The organism is Arthrobacter sp. 754 (assembly GCF_040548695.1).
GTDB lineage: Bacteria > Actinomycetota > Actinomycetes > Actinomycetales > Micrococcaceae > Arthrobacter.
On record NZ_JBEPSC010000002.1, the window covers coordinates 691,684 to 715,344 of the forward strand.

Here is a 23,661-nt window from a genome sequence, read left to right on the forward strand (position 1 = left end):
CAGTACTCACATTGCACAGCCCGCAAAGTACTCGTGTTCAGCGGCGTTTCCCGGCCCTACACTGAAGATCCAGGGCACAGCGGCCCTGCAGATGCGTGGGAGGAACGGCGATGTCGGTCAGGGAACCATTGAAAATCCGCAAGGCTTTGCTGGCCGGCATGGTGGCGCTTGCGCTGACCGGAACGGGCGTGGCGATCGCATGGTCAGCCTCCGACCCGGCACCCTCCCCGTCTGCGTCGCCGTCGGAGCCGGGCGCGGCAAAGAAGGACAAGGCCCAGCGGCCCCAGCACCTGCACAGCGAGAGCGTGGTCAAGAAGGCAGACGGGACCTTCGAAACCGAGCTGAGCCAGCAAGGCACCGTGGACGCCGTCAGCGCAACATCGGTCACCGTGAAAAGCGAGGACGGCTTCTCCCAGAGCTATGCCGTCAACGCCGACACCCGGATCATCAAGTTCCCGGCCCCGAAAGCGGACGGAACGCCGGCAACGGGCGAGGACGGCAAGCGGCTGCGGCCCTCGGAGGTCACCATTGAAGAGATCGCCACGGGTGAGACCGTCAGGGTCACGGGCGTGAAAAACGGGAACGACGTCACTGCGCGGAACATCGTCGAAGGTGCCGGAACGGGTCCGGGCAAGGGAATAGGCAAGGGCCTGGGCAAGGGCATGGGCCAAGGCATGGGCAAGGGCCACGGGCCGGGCAAGCCCAAGGAGTCCGGAAGCGGCAGCTGACCGCCTGCACCAGCCGCCCCGCAAAAGACCAGCCGCCTGCAAAAGACCTGCGGTCAGCTGTCTTCCACCAGGCCGGTCATGATGGCCTGCAGCGCCTCGCACACAATCATCACCGAGCGGCGCTTCAGGTTCTCCGGACGCGCCAGGATGTCGATCCGCCGTCTGGTGCTGATGCCTTCGAGCGGCCGCAGCACGATGCCCGGGTTGAGCACCGGCCGCGCCGTGTGCCGTGGCAGCAGGCCCAACACGCCACCGGCGGCCACCAGCGCCGCCACGATGGAGTAGTCGTTGATGCGGTGGACGATGTTCAGTTCCCTGCTGGAGACGGCCGCGACGGCGGACAGCACGTCGGCGGGGGAGTACCCGGTGTGGCTGGTCACCCATGGTTCCCCCACGACGTCGGCCGCGGTCACCGTGTCCTGGCCGGCGAGCCGGTGGCCTGCAGGGAGTGCTACGTCAAGCGGTTCATGGGCCAGGGGGATCACGGCCACCCGCTCCCGGGGCCAACGCGGACTGTGGTCCATCCGGTGCGCCAGCACCAGGTCGTACCGCGCCGTGAGCGCCGGGAAGTCCTGCTGCGCCACGTCCTCGTCGGACAGCTGGATTCCCGGCTGGCCGGGCGCATCGAGACGCCGCGCCAGCTGGGCGAACATTGCCTGGCCCGCGCTGTGGAACCCGCTGATGGTCACCGGGCCAACAGGTGACCCGTGATAGGCGCCGATCGCGGTCCGCGCGTCGGCCATGGCACTGACGACGGCGGCACCGGCGTCGGCCAGCACCTGGCCTGCCTCGGTGAGCACCAGGTTCCTGCCCTCCTTGCGGGTCAGGGGGACCTCGACGTTCCGCTGCAGCAGTGCGAGCTGCTGGGAGACTGCCGAGGGGGTCACCATCAGGGTTTCGGCGACAGCTTTCACGCTGCCCAGCGCACCGAGCTCGCGGAGGATTTCCAGCTGATGAATTTCCATCTGGTCAGTCTACGCATTAGCCGAACTTCATCGTCGATTGAGGAATTACTGCTTGTGCTAATGCTTCTTCAGTGGCTCTAATGAAGGAAGATCTCCGCCCCCGAACCGCGAGGCGATTGCCAAGAAGTTAGGAAGCCGATGAAGGCCCTCTACAAGTCCGGCGCCCATGCCGGGTTCGAGCTCGTTGACCGCCCGGAACCGGAAACCGGCCCCGATGACGTCAAAATCCGGGTGATGACCACCGGGATCTGCGGCACAGACCTCCACATCCAGTCCTGGGACACCTGGGCGCAGGGCATGATCGAAGCCCCGCTGATCGCCGGCCACGAGTTCTACGGCGAAGTGGTGGAAACCGGCGCCGACGTCCGCGATGTCAAAGTGGGGGACCGGGTGTCCGGCGAAGGCCACGTGGTCTGCGGAATCTGCCGGAACTGCCGGGCCGGCCGCCGCCAGATGTGCATCCACACCGTCAGCGTCGGCGTCCAGCGTGACGGCGCGTTCGCGGAGTACGTGGTGATTCCCGAGACCAATGTCTGGGTCCACCACGATCCGTCGGTCACACCGGAACTGGGTGCCATCTTCGATCCGTTCGGCAACGCCGTCCACACCGCCCTCAGCTTTCCGCTGGTGGGCGAGGACGTGCTCATCACCGGCGCCGGTCCCATCGGTTTGATGGCCATCGCCGTCGCCCGCCACGCCGGTGCACGCAAGATCGCCATCACGGACGTTTCCCAGCCGCGGCTTGAGCTCGCACGCCGGCTGGGTGTTGACCTCGCCATCGACGTTTCGGCCACCCGTATCAGGGAGGCCCAGCGTGAGTTGGGCATGCGGGAGGGCTTCGACATCGGCATGGAAATGTCGGGCCATCCGACGGCCCTGCCTGAAATGATCGAGAACATGAACCACGGCGGGCGCATTGCGATGCTCGGCCTGCCCAGCCAGGACATCACCATTGACTGGGCCAAAGTGGTCACGCACATGCTGACCCTCAAAGGCATTTACGGCCGTGAGATGTACGAGACCTGGTACGCGATGAGCGCCATGCTCTCCTCCAACCCGGTGCTGCACGCCGCCATTTCCGCTGTGGTCACGGACAAGCTGCCCGCCGCCGAATGGGAAAAAGGCTTTGAGATTGCCCGCGCCGGCCTCGGCGGCAAAGTTGTCCTCGACTGGACTGAACTCTAAGGAACGCCATGTACACCACCATCAAGGACCAGCTGCAGACCGAGCTGGACGACATCCGCACCGCAGGGCTCTTCAAGACCGAGCGGACCATCAGCTCACCGCAGTCCAGCCACGTGACTGCCGGTCAGCTGGGCCAGCCGGGCGCGCCGGTCCTGAACTTCTGCGCCAACAACTACCTGGGCCTGGCAGACCACTCGGAGATCATCGCAGCCGCCAAGGCCGCCATGGATTCCCGCGGCTTCGGCATGGCCAGCGTGCGCTTCATCTGCGGCACCCAGGACCTGCACCTGGAGCTTGAGGCCCGGGTATCGAAGTTCCTGGGCACCGAGGACACCATCCTGTTCTCCAGCTGCTTTGACGCCAACGGCGGCGTGTTCGAATCGCTGTTCGGACCCGAGGATGCCATCATCTCCGACGCCCTCAACCACGCCAGCATCATCGACGGCATCCGGCTCTGCAAGGCCCAGCGGTTCCGGTACGCCAACCAGGACATAGCGGACCTGGAAGCGAAACTGGTTGAGGCGAAGGATGCCCGGCGCAAGATTATTGTCACCGACGGCGTTTTCTCCATGGACGGCTATCTGGCACCCCTGGAGGCCATCTGCGACCTCGCGGACAAGTACGACGCCATGGTGATGGTGGACGACTCCCATGCAGTCGGGTTCATGGGTGCCACCGGGGCCGGAACCCCAGAGCACGCCGGGGTGTCACACCGGGTGGACATCTATACCGGGACGTTCGGCAAGGCGCTGGGCGGCGCCTCCGGCGGTTACGTCTCCGGCCGCAGCGAAGTGGTGGCGATGCTCCGCCAGAAGGCGCGCCCCTACCTCTTCTCCAACTCCGTCGCCCCGGCCATCGTCGCGGCCACCATCAAAGCCCTCGACCTGGTGGAGAACTCCGGCGAACTGCGGACCAGGCTTTTTGAGAACGCCGGCCTGTTCCGCCGCCGGATGACCGAGGAGGGCTTTGACCTGCTGGCCGGCGAACACGCGATTGTCCCGGTGATGTTCGGGGACGCGGTGATGGCCGGCAAAGTGGCCGATCAGATGCTCCAGCACGGCGTCTTCGTCACCGCGTTCAGTTTCCCGGTGGTCCCGCGCGGTGCGGCCCGGATCCGCGTGCAGCTCTCCGCCTCACACTCAGCCGACGACGTCGAAGCGTGCGTGCGTGCCTTCGTCGCCAGCCGCGCCGCGGTAGCGGACTAGGCCCCCGGCTCTATTCAGGCAGAATTGCCGGGCGCGGCGGCCGGCAATTCTGCAACACTGGAGCCATGGCAGCTCATTACGATGTTTTGATTGCCGGCGGCGGCATAGCCGGCCTCTCCCTGGCGTCGGCTCTCGCCGGCAGCTGCAGTGTGGGCCTCGTCGAGGCGGAGCAGGACCTGGCGTACCACTCGTCCTCCCGCTCGGCCCGCCAACTCATTCCCAGCTATGGACCGGACGTGGTCCGGGAGTTGACGGTTCGGACCCTGGAACTGATGGCGGCCCGGGACGCGGACCTGCCCCAGCCGGTCCTGACGCCGCGCAGCTTTATGCTCATCGGCACCGAGGAGTCCGTCCGCGCGGAGGCCAGCGGGCACATGCAGGCAATCTCCCACGCCCGGGCCCTGGAGCTCTGCCCGGTGCTGGTGCCTGAGGCGTTCGCGGCAGCCGGCCTGGACACCGGGTCCTACGGCTGCAACGCGCCTGTGCTCCTGGCCGACCATCGCCAGCGGGCAGAAGCAGCGGGAGCAGACATCATCACCGGCGCCCGGGTCCACTCCGCCCAGCGGCTGGGCTCGGGGTGGGAAGTAGGTGCCGGCCAGGAGGCTTTCCAGGCCGGCGTGATGGTCAACGCTGCCGGCGCCTGGGCGGATGAACTCGCCGTCATCAGCGGTGTTGAGAAGCTCGGGCTGCAGCCGTACCGGCGCACCGCGGCGATTGTCGACGTCGAACATCCCCTGCCCGAGGCCAGTCCCATGGTGGCGGCGGCGGACCACAGCTTCTACTTCCGCCGGGACGGCAACGGGGTGCTGATCTCGCCGTCGGAGTCGGTCCCCAGCGGACCGGAGGACGCCCGGCCACGGCCCGGTGACGTCGAGCGGCTGGTTTCCCGGCTCAACGAGGTGACCACCCTCGGAATCGGCGGAATCCGCAGCGCCTGGACCGGGCTCCGGACAGAGGCGGCCGACGGCATCCCGGTGGCCGGTTTCGACGCAGAGGCTACCGGGTTCTACTGGCTGGCCGGCCAGGGCGGCTACGGCTTCCAGACCTCCTCGGCCATTGCGGAACTGGCAGCGGCACAGATCCTGGCCGGCCCGGGAGCGGGGCAGGCAGCCACGGGCGGTCCGGCATCCCGGACAGCGGAGGCGCTGGCAGCCACGCGCTGGTCCATCCGGCGCTGAAGAATGGTCCCATGAGTACCCTGATCACCAATATTGCCGAGCTGATGACCCAGGACCTGGAACACCGCGTCCTCACTGACGCCGCTGTGGTGATCGAAGGCGAGCGGATCGCCTGGCTCGGACCCGCGGCCTCCGCCCCGGCGGCGGACACTGCCGTGGACGCCGGTGGACGCGCAGTGCTGCCCGGCTGGGTGGACTCCCACTCCCACCTCGTGTTCGCAGGAGACCGCACCGCCGAATTCGAGGCCCGCATGGCGGGGGAACCGTACGCGGCAGGGGGAATCGCCGTTACCGTGGACGCCACGCGCCGCACCTCGGACTTCGACCTCACCCGGCTGGCGATGGCACGGGTATCCGAAGCCGTGTCCCAGGGCACCACCTACCTCGAAACCAAGACAGGCTACGGGCTCGACGTCGAGCACGAGGCACGGAGTGCACGGGTAGCTTCCACCGTGGCGGATGAAGTCACCTTTCTCGGCGCGCACCTGGTCCCCGCCGGTTCCGATGCCGAGGATTACACGGACCTGGTCTGCGGCCCCATGCTGGCCGCCGTCAGGCCCTATGCCCGCTGGGCCGACGTGTTCTGCGAGGAAGGCGCCTTCACGGCCGGGCAGTCGCGGCGCGTCCTTCAGGCCTGCCGGGAGGCCGGCCTGGGCATCCGCGTGCACGGCAACCAGCTCGGTCCAGGTCCCGGTGTCCAGTTGGCGGTGGAGTTGGGGGCGGCGAGTGTTGACCACGTGAATCATTTGTCGGCCGATGACGTGGAGGCGCTTGCGGAAAGCTGGTCCGGCTGGAACGCCGCTGCCGGAACGGGACGCAGGGGAACGGTGGCCACATGCCTGCCGGCCTGTGACCTCTCCACCCGGGCGCCGCTCGCGCCCGGTCGGGAGCTGCTTGACGCCGGCGTGCAGGTGGCCCTGGCCTCCAACTGCAACCCGGGCACCTCCTACACAAGCTCCATGGCCTTCTGCGTGGCCACTGCCGTGCTCCAGATGCGGCTCACGGTCCACGAGGCCGTCCGCGCCGCAACCTACGGCGGCGCGCTGGCGCTCCACCGCGAGACAGGGGACGACGCCGACGGCGCGCGGGCGGTGGGCTCCCTCGCCGTCGGACACCGGGCGGACCTGCACATGCTCAACGCCCCTTCGGCCACGCATCTCGCCTACCGTCCGGGCATGCCACTGACGTACGCTGTGTGGCGGGCAGGTGTCCGGGCCCGGTAGCCAGCAACCGCCGATCTGACGCAATCTGCACCTTTGGCCTCTGTTATAATCAGGAAGCGTCATTTCCTGGCGAGTTCTGACTCTGAAAGGCCCGCATGACCCGCACTGACCGCCTCACGGCCATCCTGGACCTCCTTGCCAAGACCGGCCAGGTGGAGGTGGAGGAGATTGTCAGCACGCTGGAAGTTTCACCGGCCACGGCACGGCGTGACCTGGACAGCCTCGCCAAGCGGCGCCTGCTGACCCGGACGCGCGGCGGCGCCACCACGGGGGCACTGGCTTACGACCTCCCCGGCCGGTACAACCGCGATGACCACGCAGAGGCCAAAGAGCAGATTGCCCAGGCAGCGTCCGCGCTGATCTGGCCCGGCGCGGTGATCGGGATCTGCGGCGGCACCACCAGCACCGCGCTGGCCCAGATCCTCGCGACCCGGGAGGACCTCAACGCGCCGGCCAACCAGCCCACCCTCACGGTGGTCACCAACGCCATCAACATCGCCGCACAGCTCGCAGTCCGGCCAAACATCAAAGTCATGGTGACCGGCGGGATCCTGAACCCGCGCTCCTACGAACTGGTGGGCCCGTACACGGACATCATCATGCAGAAGGTTGTGCTGGACATCGCCTTCATCGGTGTTAACGGCATCGATCCCGAAGTCGGCCCCACCAACACCGGCGAAGGCGAAGCATCAGTCAATGCCCTGCTGGCAAGCCGGGCCAGGGTTTCGTACGTGCTGGCGGATTCCTCCAAGGTGGGGGTCAGGGCCTTCGCCACCATGGACGGCTACGCATTCAACCGGCTGATCACCGACGCCGGAATTTCCGCCAAGGACAAAGCAGCGTTTGAAGCCAACGGCACGGAAGTGATTGTGGCGCCGCGCTAGGAAGCTACTGCCCTGGAAACCACTGCCCTAGAAAACCACCGGCGGTGCGTCCAGGACTGTCTCATCCACCCGGCGCTCCACCCACTGGCTGAACGGAACGTCGAGCCGGTACTTGTCCAGGTCGGTGCGCACCAGGGTCCGCACATCGGCGTTGTCCGGGTTGTTCAGGGATTCGAAGTACTCCACGGACCAGTGGAACCAGCGCATGCAGAACAGCCGCATCGTCAGCCCGTGGGTCACAAGGAGGGCGTTGGGGGCGTAGTCCGGCTTGGACCAGTGGCGGTAGAGCGTCTCCATAAAGGATGAGATCCGGTCATAGACGTCCGACCCGGACTCACCCTCCCGGAAGCGGTAGAAGAAGTGGCCGTAGGCGTTGCGGAGTTCCTTCTGGTCCTCGATGTCCCCGCTGATCTGGAAGTTCGCCCAGTCCTGCTCCCGGAGCCGCGGCTCTTCAATCACGCGCTCCGTGAGGGGGCCAAGATTCAGTGCCTCGAGCGTCTGGTAGGCCCGCAGGTACGGGGAGACGTAGACGCAGACCTGCCGGCCGTCCAGCTCCCGGCGGATGCGTTCGCCGGCCGCGGTGGCCTGGGCCAGCCCCAGGGGAGTCAGCGGAATCCGGTAGTCCGGGACCCTGTTGTAGATGGAAGTATCCGCGTTGGCGGCGGACTGGCCGTGCCGGATCATGATGATTTTGCCGGGAGCACTCATAAGCCCCAAGCATATGGTCGTTCCCCTTTCGGCGCTCTCTCACCTAATGTGGGTTTTTGGCCAACGCTCCCGCACAGCGGCAAGTGGACCAGCGAAGATCCGGAAACTACAGGCAAGATGGAACCATGTTGGTTCCCTCCCGCCGTCGGCTGCGGATTGAAGTCTGGATTGTGCTGGGACTGTCCCTGGGGCAGTCCGCCGTCTACTCCGTGGTGCAGTTGCTCGACAAGATGACCCGCGCGCCGCTGGCGGAGGGCACGTCCACGCTGAACCGTTCGCAGAGTACCCGCGAATATTTCGATCTCACCTACCAGCTGCTGGACATCATTTTCGCCCTTGTGCCCGTGCTGCTGGTCATCTATTTCCTCACCGACCACCGGCAGCCGGGGGCTGGGGAGGGTCCTCGCAGCGGCTCAGCCTTCAGCAAACTGGGGTTCAACTTCGCCCGGCCCGGGCGGGACCTGCTGCAGGGCTTTGGCCTGGCGGCACTGATCGGAATTCCGTCGCTGGGGCTCTACGCGGCGGGCCGTGCACTGGGCATCACCACGGCCATCATCCCCAGCGCCCTTGACGCCTACTGGTGGACGATTCCGGTGCTGGTCCTCTCAGCAATGCGGCACGCGGTGGTGGAGGAGGTCATTGTGGTGGGCTATCTCCTGAACCGCTTCGGGAAGTTCGGCTGGAGCATTCCGTTGGCCATCTTCACCAGCTCGATGCTGCGGGGCAGCTACCACCTGTACCAGGGCTTCGGCCCGTTCATTGGCAATGCCGTCATGGGCGTGGTCTTCGCCTGGCTCTACACCAGGACAAAACGGGTGATGCCGCTGGTCATCGCACATGCGCTGCTGGACATCGTTGCCTTCGTCGGCTTCAGCCTCTTCGGCAAGGCGGTGGGCCTGGGCTGAGCAGGGCGCAGGGCCCGCTTAAGGAAATTCGGCCGCCATCGGTAGGTGACATCATTGGCACCCGCTGATGGCGGCCGAAGGTTTTCCGGATCACACAGGACTGGTCTCAGATCGTGACTGCCCCGGTGGCGGTTTCGAACGTTACAGACAGGATGCCCGGGGTGCCATGCGGGGCAACCCATTCAACGGCCACGTCCTCAAGGGGCTTCTCCACGGGCTCGCCCAGCCATTCCGTCACGCGCTCGGCGGAGCCGGCGATGGTCAGGCAGCTCATCTTGACGTTGCTCTCGTAGGCGTTCGAGGGGTGCAGGGCGGGGTCGCCCTCCCACTTGAGCATGTAGGGCACCTGCGGATCCGCGATCAGGCCCAGGATGCCGATCTGCTTCCAGACGAGCTCACGGCCGTCCGGGAACTTGCGGTTGCCGTTGACGGCGGCGCGGCCGAGGCGGTCTTCGAACGGGGCGAGGTCGTCCACTTCGACGCACCAGCCCATCCAGCCGCCACCGGCTTCGGACCGCGCCCGGACAGCCTGGCCGAAAGGAGCCTTGTCGGACGCGGGGTGGTTCAGGACCTCCACAACTTCAAGATATTTGTGGCCGGCCAGGGGAATAATCATGTTCCGGGTCCCGAAGCGCGGGTGCACTCCGCCCTTCACGGCTTCGACGCCGAGGGCGGACGAAATACGTTCGGTGGTGGCAACGAGGCCATCTTGTTCACAGGCGTAAGAGACGTGATCCATGCGCATGCCCTCATCTTGGCACTTTGTGATGAGGCTCTCAGCTAAGGGTACCCTTACTTGGTTTTGGGCCCTTCCTGGGCCACCATTTCCCCTCCTTCGGCCACGACGGGCAGCAGTGACCATGTTCGTCACAATGCTGTTCCCGGCCCGCAGCCCGTTCCTACACTGAACCGAAGGTGATGAGCGCCAGTACCACGTCAAAGGAGCCGTAAATGTCCCAGGGTTGGTCTTTCGAAACACGCCAGATCCACGCCGGCCAGGAACCTGACACCGCCACCGGTGCGCGGGCGCTGCCCATCTACCAGACGACGTCGTTCGTCTTCCCCAGCGCGGAAAGCGCTGCGAACCGCTTCGCGCTCGCGGAACTGGCACCCATCTATACCCGGATCGGCAACCCCACGCAGGACGCCGTCGAACAGCGGATCGCCAGCCTGGAAGGCGGTCTGGCCGCGCTGCTGCTGAGTTCGGGACAGGCAGCGGAAACCTTCGCCATCCTGAACGTTGCCGAAGCCGGTGACCATATTGTGGCGAGCCCCAGCCTGTACGGCGGCACGTACAACCTGCTGGCGCACACGCTGAAGAAATTCGGCATCTCCGTCACGTTCGTCGACGATCCTGACAACCTGGGCCAGTGGCGGGAAGCCGTCCAGCCGAACACCAAGCTGTTCTTCGGCGAGGTGGTGTCCAATCCCCGCCAGGACGTCCTGGACCTTGAGGGCATCTCCGCGGTGGCGCATGACGCCGGAGTCCCGCTGATCGTGGACAACACCCTGTCCACGCCGTACCTGATCCGGCCCATCGAATGGGGTGCGGACATTGTGGTGCATTCCGCCACCAAGTACCTCGGCGGACACGGCGCCGCGATTGCCGGCGTGATCGTGGATTCGGGCAACTTCGATTTCGGCAAGGACCCGGAGCGGTTCCCCGGGTTCAACACCCCGGACCCCACCTACAACGGCATGGTCTATGCCCGCGACCTGGGCGCAGGCGGTGCCCTCGGCGCCAACCTTTCCTACATCCTGAAGGCCCGCGTCCAGCTGCTCCGGGACCTCGGCTCGGCAGTGTCCCCCTTCAACGCCTTCCTGATCGCCCAGGGCATCGAAACCCTCAGCCTTCGGGTGGAGCGGCACGTCGCCAACGCCACCACTGTGGCGCAGTGGCTCGAGGCAAGGGACGACGTCGAATCCGTCGCCTATGCCGGTCTGCCCTCCAGCCCCTGGTACGGGCGCGGCCGGAAGTACGGGCCCAAGGGAACCGGGGCTGTGGTTTCCTTCACCGTCGCCGGGGGAGCCGAAGCGGGCAAGCGGTTCGTGGACGCCCTGGAGCTCCACTCCCATGTGGCCAACATCGGCGACGTACGCTCTCTGGTCATCCACCCGGCCTCCACCACGCACAGCCAGCTCTCGCCCGAACAGCAGGCCATAGCGGGGGTGGCCCCCGGACTCGTCCGCCTCTCCGTCGGCATCGAGCACATCGATGACATCCTCGCCGACCTCGAAGCCGGCTTCCGTGCGGCCAAAAGCGCGGCGGAAGCAGCCGCGGCGGCAGGTGAGGAGCGGCAGTAGGCATCCGCTGAAGTCACAACCTGTCACAGGCTTAGCGCCAAGCGCCGGCTGTTTCGTACACTCGAAGCAGGTCATGAGTGCCAGCGACAGCCCCGGCTTGCTGGCCGGCAACCCTCCTCCGCGGCGGGGTGCCCCGGGTGAGGACCTGGCCTGCCGGTCAATTGACGGCGGGCAAGCGCGTAGAAAAGGTCCTGCCATGACGATCACGATTTCCCGAACCGCCGCCCCAGGACACGGGGTTGTCCGCTATGCCACCATCGGCGGCCTGCAGCTGGAAGCCGGCGGTTACCTTCCCGACGTCACCCTGGCCTACGAAACCTGGGGCACGTTGAATGCCGACGGATCGAACGCCGTCCTCATCGAGCACGCCCTGACCGGAAGCACCCATGTGACCCGTGGGGACAGCGACGAGGAAGGCTGGTGGGAACAGCTCGCCGGACCCGGCGCGCCGGTGGACACTGACCGGTTCTTTGTGGTCTCCATCAACATCCTCGGCGGATGTTACGGCTCCACCGGACCGTCCTCCGAAGCTCCCGACGGGAAGCCGTGGGGGTCCCGGTTCCCGTTGGTAACACTGCGCGACACCACGGCGGCTGAGGCCCGGCTGGCCGATGCCCTGGGCATCCACAGCTGGTTTGCCGTACTGGGCGGCTCCATGGGCGGGGCGCGCGCCCTGGAATGGGCCGTGACCTACCCTGAGCGTGTGCAGCGCTGCGCCGTCATCTCTGTCGGCGCCGCCAGCACGGCCGAACAGATCGCGTTCGCCCAGGCCCAGACCCTGGCCATCCGCCAGGACGTCAACTTCAATGACGGCGACTATTACGGTGGCCCGCTCCCCGAGGATGGCCTGGCACTGGCGCGGCGCATCGCGCACATCACGTACCGCTCGGCCGCTGAATTCGATGGCCGGTTCGGACGCTCGGCACAGATCGCCGAATCGCCGCTGCAGGCCGAGGCACTGGGGGCGCGCGGCCGTTACCAGGTTGAAAGCTACCTGGACCACCAGGGCAGGAAACTCGTCCGGCGGTTCGACGCCAACAGCTACATCGCCATCACAGACGCTTTGATGAGCCACGATATCTGCCGCGGGCGGGGATCCCTCCACGAGGCGCTCGGGCGCGCCACGGCCAGGTTCTTCGTCGCCGCAGTGGACAGTGACCGGCTCTATTTCCCGTCCCAGTCCCGTGAACTGGCGGATGCCCTGCCTGGCGACGTGGACGTGCACGTGATCGAGGCCCCCATCGGCCATGACGGCTTCCTCACCGAAATCGGCCAGCTCAGCGACCCCCTCCGGCGGCACCTCGCCGGCTGACGAACCGGCCAGGCCCAGGGCGCCTGTGCATTTTTGCAGATAGGGCCTGCATTTTTCGGGGTTGATGTTAAGTCCTGCGCGGAACATACTCTTGGGACCCGGCGATCCGTGGCGCCCGTCATCACGGCCGCCAAAGGCAGGTCCCAGTGGTGTCGATGGCGACGCCGAAGGAGAGTTCAAATGAGCATGGAAAACTCCGCCGGAAGGCGCGTAGTCGAACCCGATGTCAAGGCTTCAGGCCTGAGAAAAGTCGTCACGGCCTCCATGGCCGGCACCGTCGTTGAATGGTACGAATTTTTCCTCTATGCCTCGGCAGCCACCCTGGTGTTCGGCAAAATGTTCTTCCCCAACTCAGGGACAGAGCTGGACGGCATCATCGCCGCGTTCGTCACCTACGCCGTGGGCTTCGTCGCCCGGCCCATCGGCGGCATAGTGTTCGGCCATTTCGGTGACAAGTTCGGCCGCAAGCAGCTCCTCCAGCTGAGCATCATCCTGGTGGGGGTCTCCACCTTCCTCATGGGCTGCCTGCCCAGCTTCGCCCAGATCGGCTACTGGGCTCCGGCCCTCCTGGTGTTCCTCCGCTTTGTCCAGGGCTTCGCGGTCGGCGGCGAGTGGGGCGGAGCCGTCCTGCTCGTGGCGGAACACAGCCCGAACAGGTCGCGCGGGTTCTGGTCCAGCTGGCCGCAGTCCGCCGTTCCGATGGGTAACCTGCTGGCCACCGGTGTGCTGTTCACCCTTTCCTCCACGCTTTCCCAGGAAGCCTTCCTCGGCTGGGGCTGGCGGGTGGCGTTCTGGCTCTCGGCCGTCATCGTCGTCATCGGCTACTACATCCGAACCAAAGTCCAGGATGCCCCCATCTTCCTGGAGGCCCGCAAAGAAGTCACCGTCGAGAAGAAGGGCTATGGTGTCGCTGAAGTCTTCCGCCGCTACCCGCGGGGTGTCTTTACGGCCATGGGGCTGCGCTTTGCCGAGAACATCCTCTACTACCTGGTGGTGACGTTCTCCATCACCTACCTGAAAGTCGTCGTACAGACCGATACCTCCCGGATCCTGCTCCTTCTGCTGGTGGCACACTTCATCCACTTCTGCGCAGTCCCGCTCGTTGGAAAAATGTCGGATGCCTTTGGCCGGCGGCCGGTGTACATGGCAGGGGCGGTCCTGGGCGGGACGTGGGGTTTCTTCGCCTTCCCCATGATGGACACCGCAAACGACATGATCATCCTCGCCGCGATCACCATCGGGCTGCTCTTCCACGCACTGATGTATGCAGGCCAGCCCTCGATCATGGCAGAGATGTTCCCCACCCGGATGCGCTACTCAGGCGTTTCCCTTGGCTACCAGGTGACGTCCATAGTTGCCGGGTCGCTGGCACCGATCATTGCCAGCTCCCTGCTGAGCAGTTTCAAATCCTCCACCCCGGTGGCGTTGTACCTCCTGGGAGCATGCGTCGTCACGGCAGTCTCTGTGTTCTTCCTCAAGGAAACCCGCGGCATTTCACTGCACGACGTCGATGCCGCTGACGCCCAGGGCACGGCAGACCTGCTGGCAGCCGAGAAGAAGTAGCGCATGCGAGCAGCGGTCCTCTATTCCACGGTGCCGTCCGGCACCAGCTACAGCGAAGCCAGGCCGCTGGTGGTGGAGACCCTGGACCGGCCCGCACCCCGGGCCGGCGAGGTGGGCGTGGCCATCACTTATTCCAGCCTGTGCCATTCGGACTTGTCGGTGGTGGACGGTTCCAGGGTCAGGCCGCTGCCGATGGCACTGGGCCATGAAGCGGTGGGCCGCGTCGAAACCCTGGGCGAGGGCGTCCGGGATGTCCAGGTGGGGGACCACGTAGTGCTGGTCTTCGTCCCCAGCTGCGGCACGTGCCGCGCCTGCACCGCCGGCCGGCCTGCGCTTTGCCACCGGGCCGCCGAGGTCAATGGCTCCGGTGACCTGCTCCACGGGGAGGCTTTGCTCCGGACCCGGAGGGGGGAGCGGATCAACCATCACCTGGGCGTCTCGGCCTTCGCCGATTACGCCGTCGTGGCCCGTGAATCCGTCGTGGTGATTGACGACGACGTCCCGGACACCGTTGCGGCGATGTTCGGCTGCGCCGTCCTCACCGGAATGGGCGCTGTGCTCAATACGGCGGCTGTGAAGGCCGGCCAGTCCGTCGCCGTGTTCGGCCTCGGCGCGGTGGGGCTTTCCTCGGTCATGGCTGCTGCGCTCGCCGGTGCCTCCTCAGTGATCGCCATTGATCCCAATACCGGCAAACACCAGCTGGCGTTGGACTGCGGCGCCACCGCTGTCGGTACGCCCGAGGACGCCGAACGGCTGATCGCCGAAGCCACCGGCGACGGGGTGGACTGTGCCGTCGAAGCCGTCGGTTCGGCCCGGGTGATCGCTTCGTGCCTGGAACGCGTGACACGCGGCGGTGCAGTTGTTTCCGTTGGTCTTCCTCACCCGTCGGCTGAACTGACAGTACCCGCGTTGCAGTTCGCCGGCGCGGGCAAGCGACTCCTGGGTTCCTACATGGGGGACGCCGTGCCTGAGCGGGACATACCCCTTTACGTGCAGCACTGGCGCGAGGGGCGGCTGCCGGTTGAGCTGCTGCACACGGATACCAGGCCGCTGGAGGAGATCAACGAGGGACTGGACGCCCTCAGCACGGGCAAAGTTGTCCGGCGGCTGTTCCAGGCCTGAGAGCCGGCGCCCGGGCCAGTCCGCCCGGTCCAACGTCAAGCACGTAAAGTCCCGGCGCACGTGCCGGGCACAAAGCAAAGGAGCTTACAGATGGCTGTAGTCGGTTGGATCGGTCTGGGGAACATGGGCGGTTTTATGTCCGCAAACCTGGCGAAGGCGGGCCACGATGTCCACGGCTTTGACCTCAACGAAGCAGCTGTTGCGGCCGCGGAGGCCAACGGGGTGAAGCCGGCGAAAAGCATCGCGGAGGCAGTGCAGGGTGCGGACGTTGTCTTCACCATGCTGCCGAAGGGGGAGCACGCCAAGGCCGTCTACCTGGGCGGTGACGGCGTACTTGCACATGCCGACAAGCGCACCCTCCTGGTGGACTCCTCCACCATCGACATCGCTTCAGCAAAGGAACTGCACGACGCCGCCGCTGCCGCCGGCTTCCGCTTTGTGGACGCCCCTGTCTCGGGTGGAATGAGTGGGGCCGAGGCCGGAACGCTCACCTTTATGGTGGGCGGCGAGGACAGCGCCGTAGCGGACGCCACAGCCTACATCGGGCCGATGGCCGCCAACATCATCCCTACCGGCGGTGCCACCACCGGCCAGGCCGCCAAGATCTGCAACAACCTCATGCTTTTCATCAACCTGGCCTCCACCGCCGAAGGCGCCGTGCTGGCGGACCGGCTGGGTCTGGACAAGCAGGTGTTCTGGGACATCGCCTCTGTCTCCTCGGGGGACAGTTGGGCCCTGCGCACCTGGTACCCGGTGCCCGGGGTGGTTCCCACTGCAGCATCCAACAACGGCTTCGCCCCCACCTTCACCACAGAGCTGGCCAACAAAGACATTGGCCTGGCGATCAGCGCCGCCGAGGAAACCGGTACCCCGCTCGAAATCGGCCGCCACGTCCAGCAGCTCTTCCAGAGGCTCATCGACGCCGGTGAGTCCGGCAAGGACTGCTCCATGATCATCAAGCTCGTGGACGGTTCGCTGGACCCCACAAACCGGGACTGAGCAGGCTCTACCCGTCCATGATTTCGGAGCGGCGCTTCATGTACTCATCCACCGGCATCTCGCCATTGCTGTACTGCTGGTCGAGTTCGGCGAGCTTCCGCGCACGGAAGCCCAGCGGTGCCGACGGCGGCGGGGGAGTAACAGGGGCGGCGGGAGGCTGCGGCGCTTCAGCGGGCTGCCCGGGCGCCGGCTGCCCGTAGGGCTGCTGGCCGTAAGGCGGGAACTGCTGGTTCATGGGCGGAACCGGCTGCATGGGCGGAAGCGGCTCGGCCGGCGGAAGCGGCTGGGGCCCGTTGATCTGGCGGAATCCGCCGCCCATGTAATCCTGCTGGGTGTAGCCGTCGCGGGGCTGCCGGCTCTGCTGCCCCGGGAACTGGCCCCCGCCGGGAAACTGGTCAGGGTAGCGTCCGGAAAAGCTCTGGTCCTGGTTGCGCTTGTTGACGGACTTCCGGTACATCCGCATCGCCATGGGAATCAGGAACGACAGAACGATGATCCAGAAAAACAAGCTGTTCACGGTATAGCGCCTCTCATATGTGTCCTTCCAGCTTAGCCCCGGAGTGCACAAGGACGGTGGGGACGCCGAGGAACGACCCGTACCTGTCAACGGCATCCTGCACGGCGCGCCCAACAGCCCCGGCACGGGTCAGGCGGATGTCGAGTTCACAGCGGCCGGGGAACATCGTGTGCCGCCAGGAGCCGGCCATCCGGCCATCCAGCAGCACTACATGCAGGGGCGCACCGGCAGTGGGGAAGGCGGGGGCGGCGCCGCCCAGGTAATGCCGGGTGGGGAAGTAGCCCATGATGTATTCGTCGTAGCACTGGATCAGGTCGATCTGCGGCAAGGTGCCAACTGGAGGGGCTGGTGCCCCGCCGTCTTCCGCAGCGGCGTCGAAATAGAACTCGACGCCGTCCATCACCATGGCCGCCAGGGCGTCCGGATAGGCCTCCTGCGCCACGTGCAGACCGCGCCGCACGTCAGTAACGGTGAGTCCGGACCAGCCCGCACAGTCCTTGAGCGTGGCCGGACCGCGGCTGGTGAAGTAGCGCCGGGCCAGCCGGCCAAGGGCCTCGTCCCGGGATACCGGAATGGCAGGGGCAGGCGGAACGCGCTCATCAAAGAGGGCGTACGTCTGCTTCAGGGCACCTCCCGGACTCCGCACCGGCGAGCCGCTGACCAGTACGGAGCCGGCCTCGGCGTGCATGATCAGGTAGGCGAGCCGCAGGCCGTCCGCGTCGAACCCTGCGTCCTGAAGCCGCACTGCCAGCTGGTCCCGGGTCAGGTGCCGCCCGCCCCGGACGGCGTCGGCCAGGACCTGGGCGCTGCGCTCGGCCGTGGCCCCGTCGATCCCGGTCCTGCGGTAGGTGGTTTCATTGCCCTGGTGGAGGCGCGGCGCAGACAGGGCCATCAGCCAGCGGAGATCGTCCCGGTGCACAAAATGCCACGTGGGGCGAAGGATGTGGGTGCGCAGGATCCGGCCGTCCGCCACCGCCTGCTCCACGTCCCCTGCCGTGACGCGGCCTGCGCCGGGGAACCGCGTACGTTGGGCAAGGCTCCAGCGGGCGTAGGGGAATTCCTGGGCCTGGACCGCCAGCAGGTGCCGGACGACGTCGTCGGGGGAGGCCAGGCCGGGTCCGCGAAGCCGCTGGGCGACAAGCCGGCGCCGCACCACCTCGTCCGGGTCCATGGCTGCCTGCTCTCCGGCTCCAGGGCTGCCCTTCCCCGGCACTGCCGCTACCGGCGGGCGTCGGTGGTGCCCAGCGGACCCTCGCCGGAGCCCAGCGGGACGCCCGGGCCGAACACCGGGCCCGGCGTCGGGCGTTTTGCGGTGATGCCGTCGCCGGAGGAGCGGTTGCGCAGCCGCCTGACCACCCACGGGACAAAATGCGTGCGGGCCCACACCAGGTCTTCGGTCCGTGCCGCGCGCCAGGTACGGCCCGGCCGGGGCTTGGGCTGAAGCGGCTCGAGGGTGTGGGTGACGTTGAGCGAATCAAGCACCATCGCAGCGATGGTGTGGTGGCCCAGGGGCGAGAAGTGCAGGCGGTCCTCGTCCCACATCTGCGGATCGTTCAGCTGCTTGAGCGACCACATGTCCGCGATGATCGCATCATGGCGGGCGGCCACAGTGCGGAGGTTCTCGTTGTAGATGGCCACCTTGCTGCGCACCCGTCCCAGCACCGAAGAACCCGTATCCGGGCCGTTGAACAGGACCACCGTGGCCCCGCTCATGGACAGGATCTGGACTACCGAATCGAGCTTTTCGGCCAGGGCATCGGGATCGCCGCCGGGCCGGATCAGATCGTTGCCGCCGGCGGAGAGCGTCACGAGGTCGGGTTTGAGCGCAAGGCAGGCAGCGAGCTGCTGATCCACGATCTGCTGCAGCAGCCGCCCGCGGACGGCAAGGTTGGCGTACGCAAAGTCGGCCTGCCCCCGGCCCAGTTCCTCCGCCACGCGGTCCGCCCAGCCGCGGTAGCCGCCGGGGCTGACGGGATCCGGATCGCCAATGCCCTCCGTGAAGGAGTCTCCCATGGCGACATACCTGCTCCAGGGGTGGGATTCGGCGGTCACGGTCGGATTTTGCATGGCTTCTGCTTCATTCACGGTCCTATCCTTCCTCGTCCCCGTCCAGCTGTGCCACCGTGGGCAGCTACCGATCGGTAGCTGTAAGAATGGAAACCATGACTGACGCCCAAGTATTTCCTGCCCCTGTTGTTCTGTGGTCCAAGCCCGAGGACCAGCGCGCCGGAAAGCCCCTTCTCGTACTCTTGCACGGCTACGGCGCCAATGAACAGGACCTCCTGAGCCTGGCGGACCTGCTGCCTTCGGAATTTGTTGTGGCCTCCGTCCGGGCGCCCCTGCCTACGGGCCCGGGGTTTATGTGGTTTCCGCTCACGGCATCAGTGGAATACTCGCTGGACGAAGTCAAGAAGGCAGCGGCTTATGTGCAGGACTGGATCGACACCGTCAAGGCCAACCACCCGTCCGTGACGCTGCTGGGCTTTTCCATGGGAATGGCGATGGCCACCACACTGCTCCGGCAGCGGCCCGCTGACTACGCCGCCGTCGTCGGTCTTTCGGGCTTTGTCGTCAACGCGGACGGCGATCCGAGCTTCAGGGACGGCGAACTGGACGGCACCGTGCCCTTGTTCTGGGGCCGCGATCAGCAGGATCCGGTGATCACGCCGGACAAAATCGACTACACCATGGCCTGGGTGCGCGAACACGTCCACCTGACCAAGGTGCTCTATACCGGGATGTGGCACGGGATCAACCAGCAGGAGATCGGGCATGTGTCCGAGTTCCTGACCCATGAGGTGCTGAACAAGTAGGTGCCGGATAAGTAAGGGGCCGGACAACTAAGCTGCCGGACAACTAAGGTGCTGAACCGGTAACGCCCGACGGCGGCCGGCGGTTCAGTGCCGCCGGCCGTTTTCGCTGCGGTCAGTCAGCTTCCGGCGCAACGACCTTCACGGTCTGGGCGTTGACGGTGACAGTGTCGCCGTTGTGCAGTTGCCGGCCGCGGCGGTCGTCGATCTCGCCGTTGACCTTTACCAGTCCGTTCTTGATGAGTTCAGCCGCTTCCACGCCGTCCTCCGCCAGATTGGCGAGCTTGAGGAGCTGGCCAAGGCGGATCATGCTGTCACGGATGGGGATCTCTTCAATGTCCTGGTTGCTCATACAGCCATGATGCCTGACGTAAGGTACTTTCAATGACCCTCACCCCGCGACTGCCACTGCCGGCAGGGCTCCTGCTGGCCGTCGGAGCGGGCTTGGCGATCCCCGTCCAGGGCCGGATCAACGGAGCCCTCGGAGGGCGCCTCGATGACGGCATTGCCGCCGCGGTGGTCAGCTTCAGCATCGGCCTCGTCCTGATGATCCTGATTTCACTGGTCCTGCCCAAGGGGCGCGCAGGCCTGGCCAGGGTTATTCCCGCAGTCCGTAGCCGCGCGTTTCCACCCGTGTATGTCCTCGCCGGCGGGATCGGCGCCTTGTTTGTCTTCGCGCAGTCCTTCACCGTCGGACTCCTGGGGGTGGCGCTCTTTACGGTCGCCACCGTGACGGGCCAGACGCTCAGCGGACTGCTGGTGGACCGGCTGGGCATCGGGCCCGCCGGCAAAAGGCCCGTGACCGCCATCCGGGTGATTGGCTGCGTCCTGACCATCGCCGCGGTCGCCTGGGCGGTCTCGCCCCGCTTTGCCGGAGCCGGCGGACCCGCCGGTCCGGCCGGCACGGGAAGCGGTCCCGAGGCGCTGCTGCTCCCGCTGCTGTTGCCGGTCCTGGCAGGGTTCCTCATGAGCTTCCAGCAGGCGATGAACGGAACCGCCACGGTGCACTACGGCACACCCATCGCCGCCACGCTGGTGAACTTCGTGGCAGGCATGGTGGTGCTGTGGATTGCGTGGGGCGTCAAGCTGGCACTGTTCGGCCCGGGCAACCCGCTGCCCGCCGAGTGGTGGTATTACCTTGGCGGTCCCATGGGCTGCCTTTTCATCGGCCTGGGCGCGCTGCTGGTCCGCAGCCTGGGGGTGCTGGTCACCGGACTGGGCATGATTGCAGGGCAGCTTCTCGGTTCCCTCGGCCTGGACCTGCTGGTTCCCTCCCCGGGCGCAGTGGTTGCTCCCGCCACAGTCCTTGGCACGCTGCTTACCCTGGCCGCCATCATCCTGGCCACCCTGCCCTGGCCCCGGGGCGCCTTACGGAGGCTGGGCCGGTAGGCTAGGACACGCGGCTGACGCCGCACCTTAGTTTCCTTCGCCCGCCCCGCCCGCATCCTGCGGTGATGCACACACGTGCAGCGGGGCCAGATAAACCGCGGACCGCACCCAGCGGCCCTGTAGAAATTGGAGTTCCACCCATGGCACCTAAATCCGTTCTCGACCAGGTCATTTCCCTCTCCAAACGGCGGGGCTTTGTGTTCCAGGCCGGTGAGATCTACGGTGGTTCGCGTTCTGCCTGGGATTACGGGCCCCTTGGTGCGGAGCTGAAGGAAAACATCAAGCGCCAGTGGTGGCAGTCCATGGTCCGCGGCCGCGAGGACGTGGTGGGCCTTGACTCCTCCGTCATCCTGCCGCGCCAGGTCTGGGAAGCATCCGGCCACGTGGACGTCTTCTCCGACCCGCTGGTGGAGTGCCTGTCCTGCCACAAGCGCTACCGCGCCGACCACCTCGAGGAAGAATACGAGGAAAAGAAGGGCCGCCCCGCCGAGAACGGCCTGAAGGACATTGCCTGCGCCAACTGCGGCACCCGCGGACAATGGACCGAACCCCACGAGTTCTCCGGCCTGCTGAAGACCTACCTCGGCCCCGTGGCAAGTGAGGAAGGCCTGCACTACCTGCGCCCCGAAACCGCCCAGGGCATTTTCGTGAACTTCAGCAACGTCCTCACCACGTCCCGCAAGAAGCCGCCGTTCGGCATCGGCCAGATCGGCAAGTCCTTCCGGAACGAGATCACGCCCGGCAACTTCATCTTCCGCACCCGTGAGTTCGAGCAGATGGAGATGGAGTTCTTCGTCGAGCCCGGCACTGACGAGGAATGGCACAAGTACTGGATGAAGGAGCGCATGTCCTGGTACACCGGCCTGGGCATCCGCGAGGAGAACCTGCGCTTCTTCGAGCACCCGCTGGAGAAGCTCAGCCACTACTCCAAGGGCACCACGGACATCGAATACCGCTTCGGTTTCCAGGGCTCCGAGTGGGGCGAGCTTGAAGGCATCGCCAACCGCACCGACTTCGACCTCTCCACCCACTCCAAGGCATCCGGTCAGGACCTGAGCTACTTCAACCAGGCCACCAACGAGCGCTACACCCCCTATGTCATTGAGCCGGCCGCCGGGCTGACCCGTTCCTTCATGGCGTTCCTGGTGGACGCCTACACCGAGGACGAGGCACCCAACGCCAAGGGCGGCGTCGACGTCCGGACGGTCCTGCGGCTGGACCCGCGCCTCGCCCCCGTCAAGGCCGCCGTGCTGCCGCTGAGCCGCAACGAGGACCTCTCCCCGAAGGCCAAGGACCTCGGCGCCCAGCTGCGCAAGAGCTGGAACATCGACTTCGACGACGCCGGTGCGATCGGCCGCCGCTACCGCCGCCAGGATGAGATCGGCACGCCGTTCTGCATCACCGTGGACTTCGACACCCTCGAGGACCAGGCAGTCACCATCCGCGAGCGCGACACCATGAGCCAGGAACGCGTCTCGCTGGACAAGGTGGAAGGCTACCTGGCCGCCCGCCTGATCGGCGCCTGAGAATGGCCATCGAATACCGCGAATGGCGCGATGGCGATGACCTGACGCTCCTGGAAATCTGGGGCGGTCCGGAGACGGAGCAGGCCCGGCAGTTCCGCGGTGCCCTCACCGTCTCCTCGGCTGGAACGGACGGAACGCCGTGGCGCCGCACCATCGTGGCAGAGGACGTCATCGGCGGCGTCGGCATCCCGGTGGCAGCCGGCGTGGTCTACGAGGCCTCGCTGCACCCGGAACGCCTGTGGGCCTACATCGAGGTGGCGCGGGACCATCGCCGCGCGGGCATCGGCGCCGCGCTGCTGGCCATGCTGCGCCGCGAAGCCGAACAGTCGCCGTCGGGCGTCACCAGGCTCCGTGCGAAGGTGCAGCCGGGAACGCCCGGCGCCGCGTTTGCCGAGGCCGCGGGACTCTCGCCCATCCAGCGCTCGCGGCTGGTGGTGGTGGAGCCCGGCGCCCTGAAGCTGCCGGTGTTCCCCTCAAAGAACGACGGCGGCCGGCCGGCGAACGATGAAAACGCCGGGTCCGACGTCGTCATGGACCTCGCGACCGGCTCGGTGGAGCTGACCGATGTGGTGGGGCGTTACTACACCTCCATCCATGGCTGGGATTCCCCCGGCGTGCTGTCCGTGGGTCAGGTGCAGAAGCTGTTCCTGGACGACCTCACCGGCGCCCACGGCGCGATCGTGCTCCGGGCCGAGCCGGAGTCCGCTTTCGGCGCCGGCGTTGCACCGAGCCGGAAGGGCAGGATCCGGGCGTTCGCGGTGAGTTACGCGGAGACTGCGCAGGACCCCCTGGCCGAGGCCGGAGCGGCCCAGGCCGCCGGGGCCCAGGCCACGGATGTATTCGTGGGCCACGAGCCCGCCCTTGCGGCCGACGACGCCGCAGCTGCGGTCCGGGACCTGCTGGCCCTCCTGGCCTACCAGCACCCCGTCATGCTCGAACTGGACGATTCCATGACGGCACTGCGCGCCGCCGTCGAGCCGCTGCTCGACAGCGGCCGGGCGCGGCTGGCCGGAGCTGAAACCCTGGTTGTCTCGGACTGACGCCAGGCAAGATTGGCGACGGGCAGGGACTGACGACCGGCAGGGACCGGTGCCAGGCGGGGACCGGTGCCCCCAATGCAGTTGAAAGCGCCGGGGCG

The 23,661-nt window shown here is 66.5% G+C and carries 23 protein-coding genes and 1 riboswitch; of the genes, 16 read left to right on the forward strand and 7 right to left on the reverse strand.

Annotated elements, in window-relative coordinates:
* Positions 1-110: 110 nt before the first annotated feature.
* Entirely contained in the window at positions 111-728 is a 618-nt protein-coding gene (locus ABIA70_RS08550; protein ID WP_354147158.1) for a hypothetical protein, read from the forward strand.
* 53 nt (positions 729-781) lie between these two features.
* On the opposite strand, the gene ABIA70_RS08555 is transcribed toward ABIA70_RS08550, so the two are convergent.
* Positions 782-1,693, reverse strand: a complete 912-nt coding sequence (locus tag ABIA70_RS08555) for a LysR family transcriptional regulator (RefSeq protein ID WP_354147159.1) — start codon at positions 1,691-1,693, stop codon at positions 782-784.
* Between the two features lie 138 nt (positions 1,694-1,831).
* Between ABIA70_RS08555 and tdh the strand changes: the two genes are divergently transcribed.
* From tdh to ABIA70_RS08580, 5 genes are all read left to right on the forward strand, one after another.
* Positions 1,832-2,878, forward strand: coding sequence for an L-threonine 3-dehydrogenase (gene tdh, locus ABIA70_RS08560; protein ID WP_354147160.1), 1,047 nt, complete (start codon positions 1,832-1,834; stop codon positions 2,876-2,878).
* Positions 2,879-2,886: 8 nt separating this feature from the next.
* On the forward strand, positions 2,887-4,083 hold the full coding sequence (locus tag ABIA70_RS08565; RefSeq protein WP_354147161.1) for a glycine C-acetyltransferase: 1,197 nt from the start codon (positions 2,887-2,889) through the stop codon (positions 4,081-4,083).
* Between the two features lie 65 nt (positions 4,084-4,148).
* Entirely contained in the window at positions 4,149-5,261 is a 1,113-nt protein-coding gene (locus ABIA70_RS08570) for an NAD(P)/FAD-dependent oxidoreductase (protein ID WP_354147162.1), read from the forward strand.
* A gap of 11 nt (positions 5,262-5,272) precedes the next feature.
* On the forward strand, positions 5,273-6,484 hold the full coding sequence (gene hutI / locus ABIA70_RS08575) for an imidazolonepropionase (RefSeq protein WP_354147163.1): 1,212 nt from the start codon (positions 5,273-5,275) through the stop codon (positions 6,482-6,484).
* 95 nt (positions 6,485-6,579) lie between these two features.
* A complete protein-coding gene (locus ABIA70_RS08580; RefSeq protein ID WP_131681998.1) occupies positions 6,580-7,368 on the forward strand; it encodes a DeoR/GlpR family DNA-binding transcription regulator in 789 nt (262 codons plus the stop codon).
* A gap of 27 nt (positions 7,369-7,395) precedes the next feature.
* Here ABIA70_RS08580 and ABIA70_RS08585 read toward each other — a convergent pair whose 3' ends face one another.
* Complete coding sequence (locus tag ABIA70_RS08585; RefSeq protein ID WP_354147164.1) at positions 7,396-8,076, reverse strand: histidine phosphatase family protein; 681 nt, start codon at positions 8,074-8,076, stop codon at positions 7,396-7,398.
* Positions 8,077-8,201: 125 nt separating this feature from the next.
* Here ABIA70_RS08585 and ABIA70_RS08590 point away from each other — a divergent pair, with 125 nt between their 5' ends.
* Complete coding sequence (locus ABIA70_RS08590) at positions 8,202-8,981, forward strand: CPBP family intramembrane glutamic endopeptidase (RefSeq protein ID WP_354147165.1); 780 nt, start codon at positions 8,202-8,204, stop codon at positions 8,979-8,981.
* Positions 8,982-9,087: 106 nt separating this feature from the next.
* Here ABIA70_RS08590 and ABIA70_RS08595 read toward each other — a convergent pair whose 3' ends face one another.
* The gene (locus ABIA70_RS08595; protein WP_354147166.1) at positions 9,088-9,726 is read right to left on the reverse strand and encodes a VOC family protein; all 639 of its coding nucleotides are present in this window, start codon (positions 9,724-9,726) and stop codon (positions 9,088-9,090) included.
* Between the two features lie 206 nt (positions 9,727-9,932).
* On the opposite strand from ABIA70_RS08595, the gene ABIA70_RS08600 reads away from it, so the two are divergent.
* From ABIA70_RS08600 to mmsB, 5 genes are all read left to right on the forward strand, one after another.
* Positions 9,933-11,285 (forward strand): bifunctional o-acetylhomoserine/o-acetylserine sulfhydrylase, encoded by a 1,353-nt coding sequence (locus ABIA70_RS08600; RefSeq protein WP_354147167.1) that lies wholly within the window; start codon positions 9,933-9,935, stop codon positions 11,283-11,285.
* A gap of 69 nt (positions 11,286-11,354) precedes the next feature.
* A riboswitch (SAM riboswitch) is annotated at positions 11,355-11,469 on the forward strand.
* 12 nt (positions 11,470-11,481) lie between these two features.
* The gene (metX, locus tag ABIA70_RS08605) at positions 11,482-12,597 is read left to right on the forward strand and encodes a homoserine O-acetyltransferase MetX (protein ID WP_354147168.1); all 1,116 of its coding nucleotides are present in this window, start codon (positions 11,482-11,484) and stop codon (positions 12,595-12,597) included.
* A gap of 180 nt (positions 12,598-12,777) precedes the next feature.
* On the forward strand, positions 12,778-14,160 hold the full coding sequence (locus ABIA70_RS08610) for an MFS transporter (protein WP_354147169.1): 1,383 nt from the start codon (positions 12,778-12,780) through the stop codon (positions 14,158-14,160).
* Between the two features lie 3 nt (positions 14,161-14,163).
* Entirely contained in the window at positions 14,164-15,282 is a 1,119-nt protein-coding gene (locus ABIA70_RS08615; protein ID WP_354147170.1) for a zinc-dependent alcohol dehydrogenase family protein, read from the forward strand.
* Positions 15,283-15,342: 60 nt separating this feature from the next.
* Positions 15,343-16,281 (forward strand): 3-hydroxyisobutyrate dehydrogenase, encoded by a 939-nt coding sequence (gene mmsB / locus ABIA70_RS08620; RefSeq protein WP_354147171.1) that lies wholly within the window; start codon positions 15,343-15,345, stop codon positions 16,279-16,281.
* Positions 16,282-16,288: 7 nt separating this feature from the next.
* On the opposite strand, the gene ABIA70_RS08625 is transcribed toward mmsB, so the two are convergent.
* Genes ABIA70_RS08625 through ABIA70_RS08635 form a run of 3 tightly spaced genes read right to left on the reverse strand, consistent with a single transcriptional unit; the run spans position 16,289 to position 18,865 of the window.
* Positions 16,289-16,798 (reverse strand): hypothetical protein, encoded by a 510-nt coding sequence (locus tag ABIA70_RS08625; RefSeq protein ID WP_354147172.1) that lies wholly within the window; start codon positions 16,796-16,798, stop codon positions 16,289-16,291.
* 13 nt (positions 16,799-16,811) lie between these two features.
* The gene (locus tag ABIA70_RS08630) at positions 16,812-17,969 is read right to left on the reverse strand and encodes a winged helix DNA-binding domain-containing protein (protein WP_354147173.1); all 1,158 of its coding nucleotides are present in this window, start codon (positions 17,967-17,969) and stop codon (positions 16,812-16,814) included.
* 47 nt (positions 17,970-18,016) lie between these two features.
* On the reverse strand, positions 18,017-18,865 hold the full coding sequence (locus ABIA70_RS08635; protein WP_354147344.1) for an SGNH/GDSL hydrolase family protein: 849 nt from the start codon (positions 18,863-18,865) through the stop codon (positions 18,017-18,019).
* A gap of 95 nt (positions 18,866-18,960) precedes the next feature.
* Here ABIA70_RS08635 and ABIA70_RS08640 point away from each other — a divergent pair, with 95 nt between their 5' ends.
* The gene (locus tag ABIA70_RS08640; RefSeq protein WP_354147174.1) at positions 18,961-19,611 is read left to right on the forward strand and encodes an alpha/beta hydrolase; all 651 of its coding nucleotides are present in this window, start codon (positions 18,961-18,963) and stop codon (positions 19,609-19,611) included.
* Positions 19,612-19,723: 112 nt separating this feature from the next.
* On the opposite strand, the gene ABIA70_RS08645 is transcribed toward ABIA70_RS08640, so the two are convergent.
* Positions 19,724-19,960, reverse strand: coding sequence for an RNA-binding S4 domain-containing protein (locus tag ABIA70_RS08645; protein WP_354147175.1), 237 nt, complete (start codon positions 19,958-19,960; stop codon positions 19,724-19,726).
* A 32-nt stretch (positions 19,961-19,992) separates the two neighbouring features.
* Here ABIA70_RS08645 and ABIA70_RS08650 point away from each other — a divergent pair, with 32 nt between their 5' ends.
* The 3 genes from ABIA70_RS08650 (at position 19,993) to ABIA70_RS08660 (ending at position 23,563) form a co-directional block, all read left to right on the forward strand.
* Positions 19,993-20,997, forward strand: a complete 1,005-nt coding sequence (locus ABIA70_RS08650) for a DMT family transporter (RefSeq protein WP_354147176.1) — start codon at positions 19,993-19,995, stop codon at positions 20,995-20,997.
* 140 nt (positions 20,998-21,137) lie between these two features.
* Positions 21,138-22,523, forward strand: coding sequence for a glycine--tRNA ligase (locus ABIA70_RS08655; protein WP_354147177.1), 1,386 nt, complete (start codon positions 21,138-21,140; stop codon positions 22,521-22,523).
* A 2-nt stretch (positions 22,524-22,525) separates the two neighbouring features.
* On the forward strand, positions 22,526-23,563 hold the full coding sequence (locus tag ABIA70_RS08660; protein ID WP_354147178.1) for a GNAT family N-acetyltransferase: 1,038 nt from the start codon (positions 22,526-22,528) through the stop codon (positions 23,561-23,563).
* Positions 23,564-23,661 lie beyond the last annotated feature (98 nt).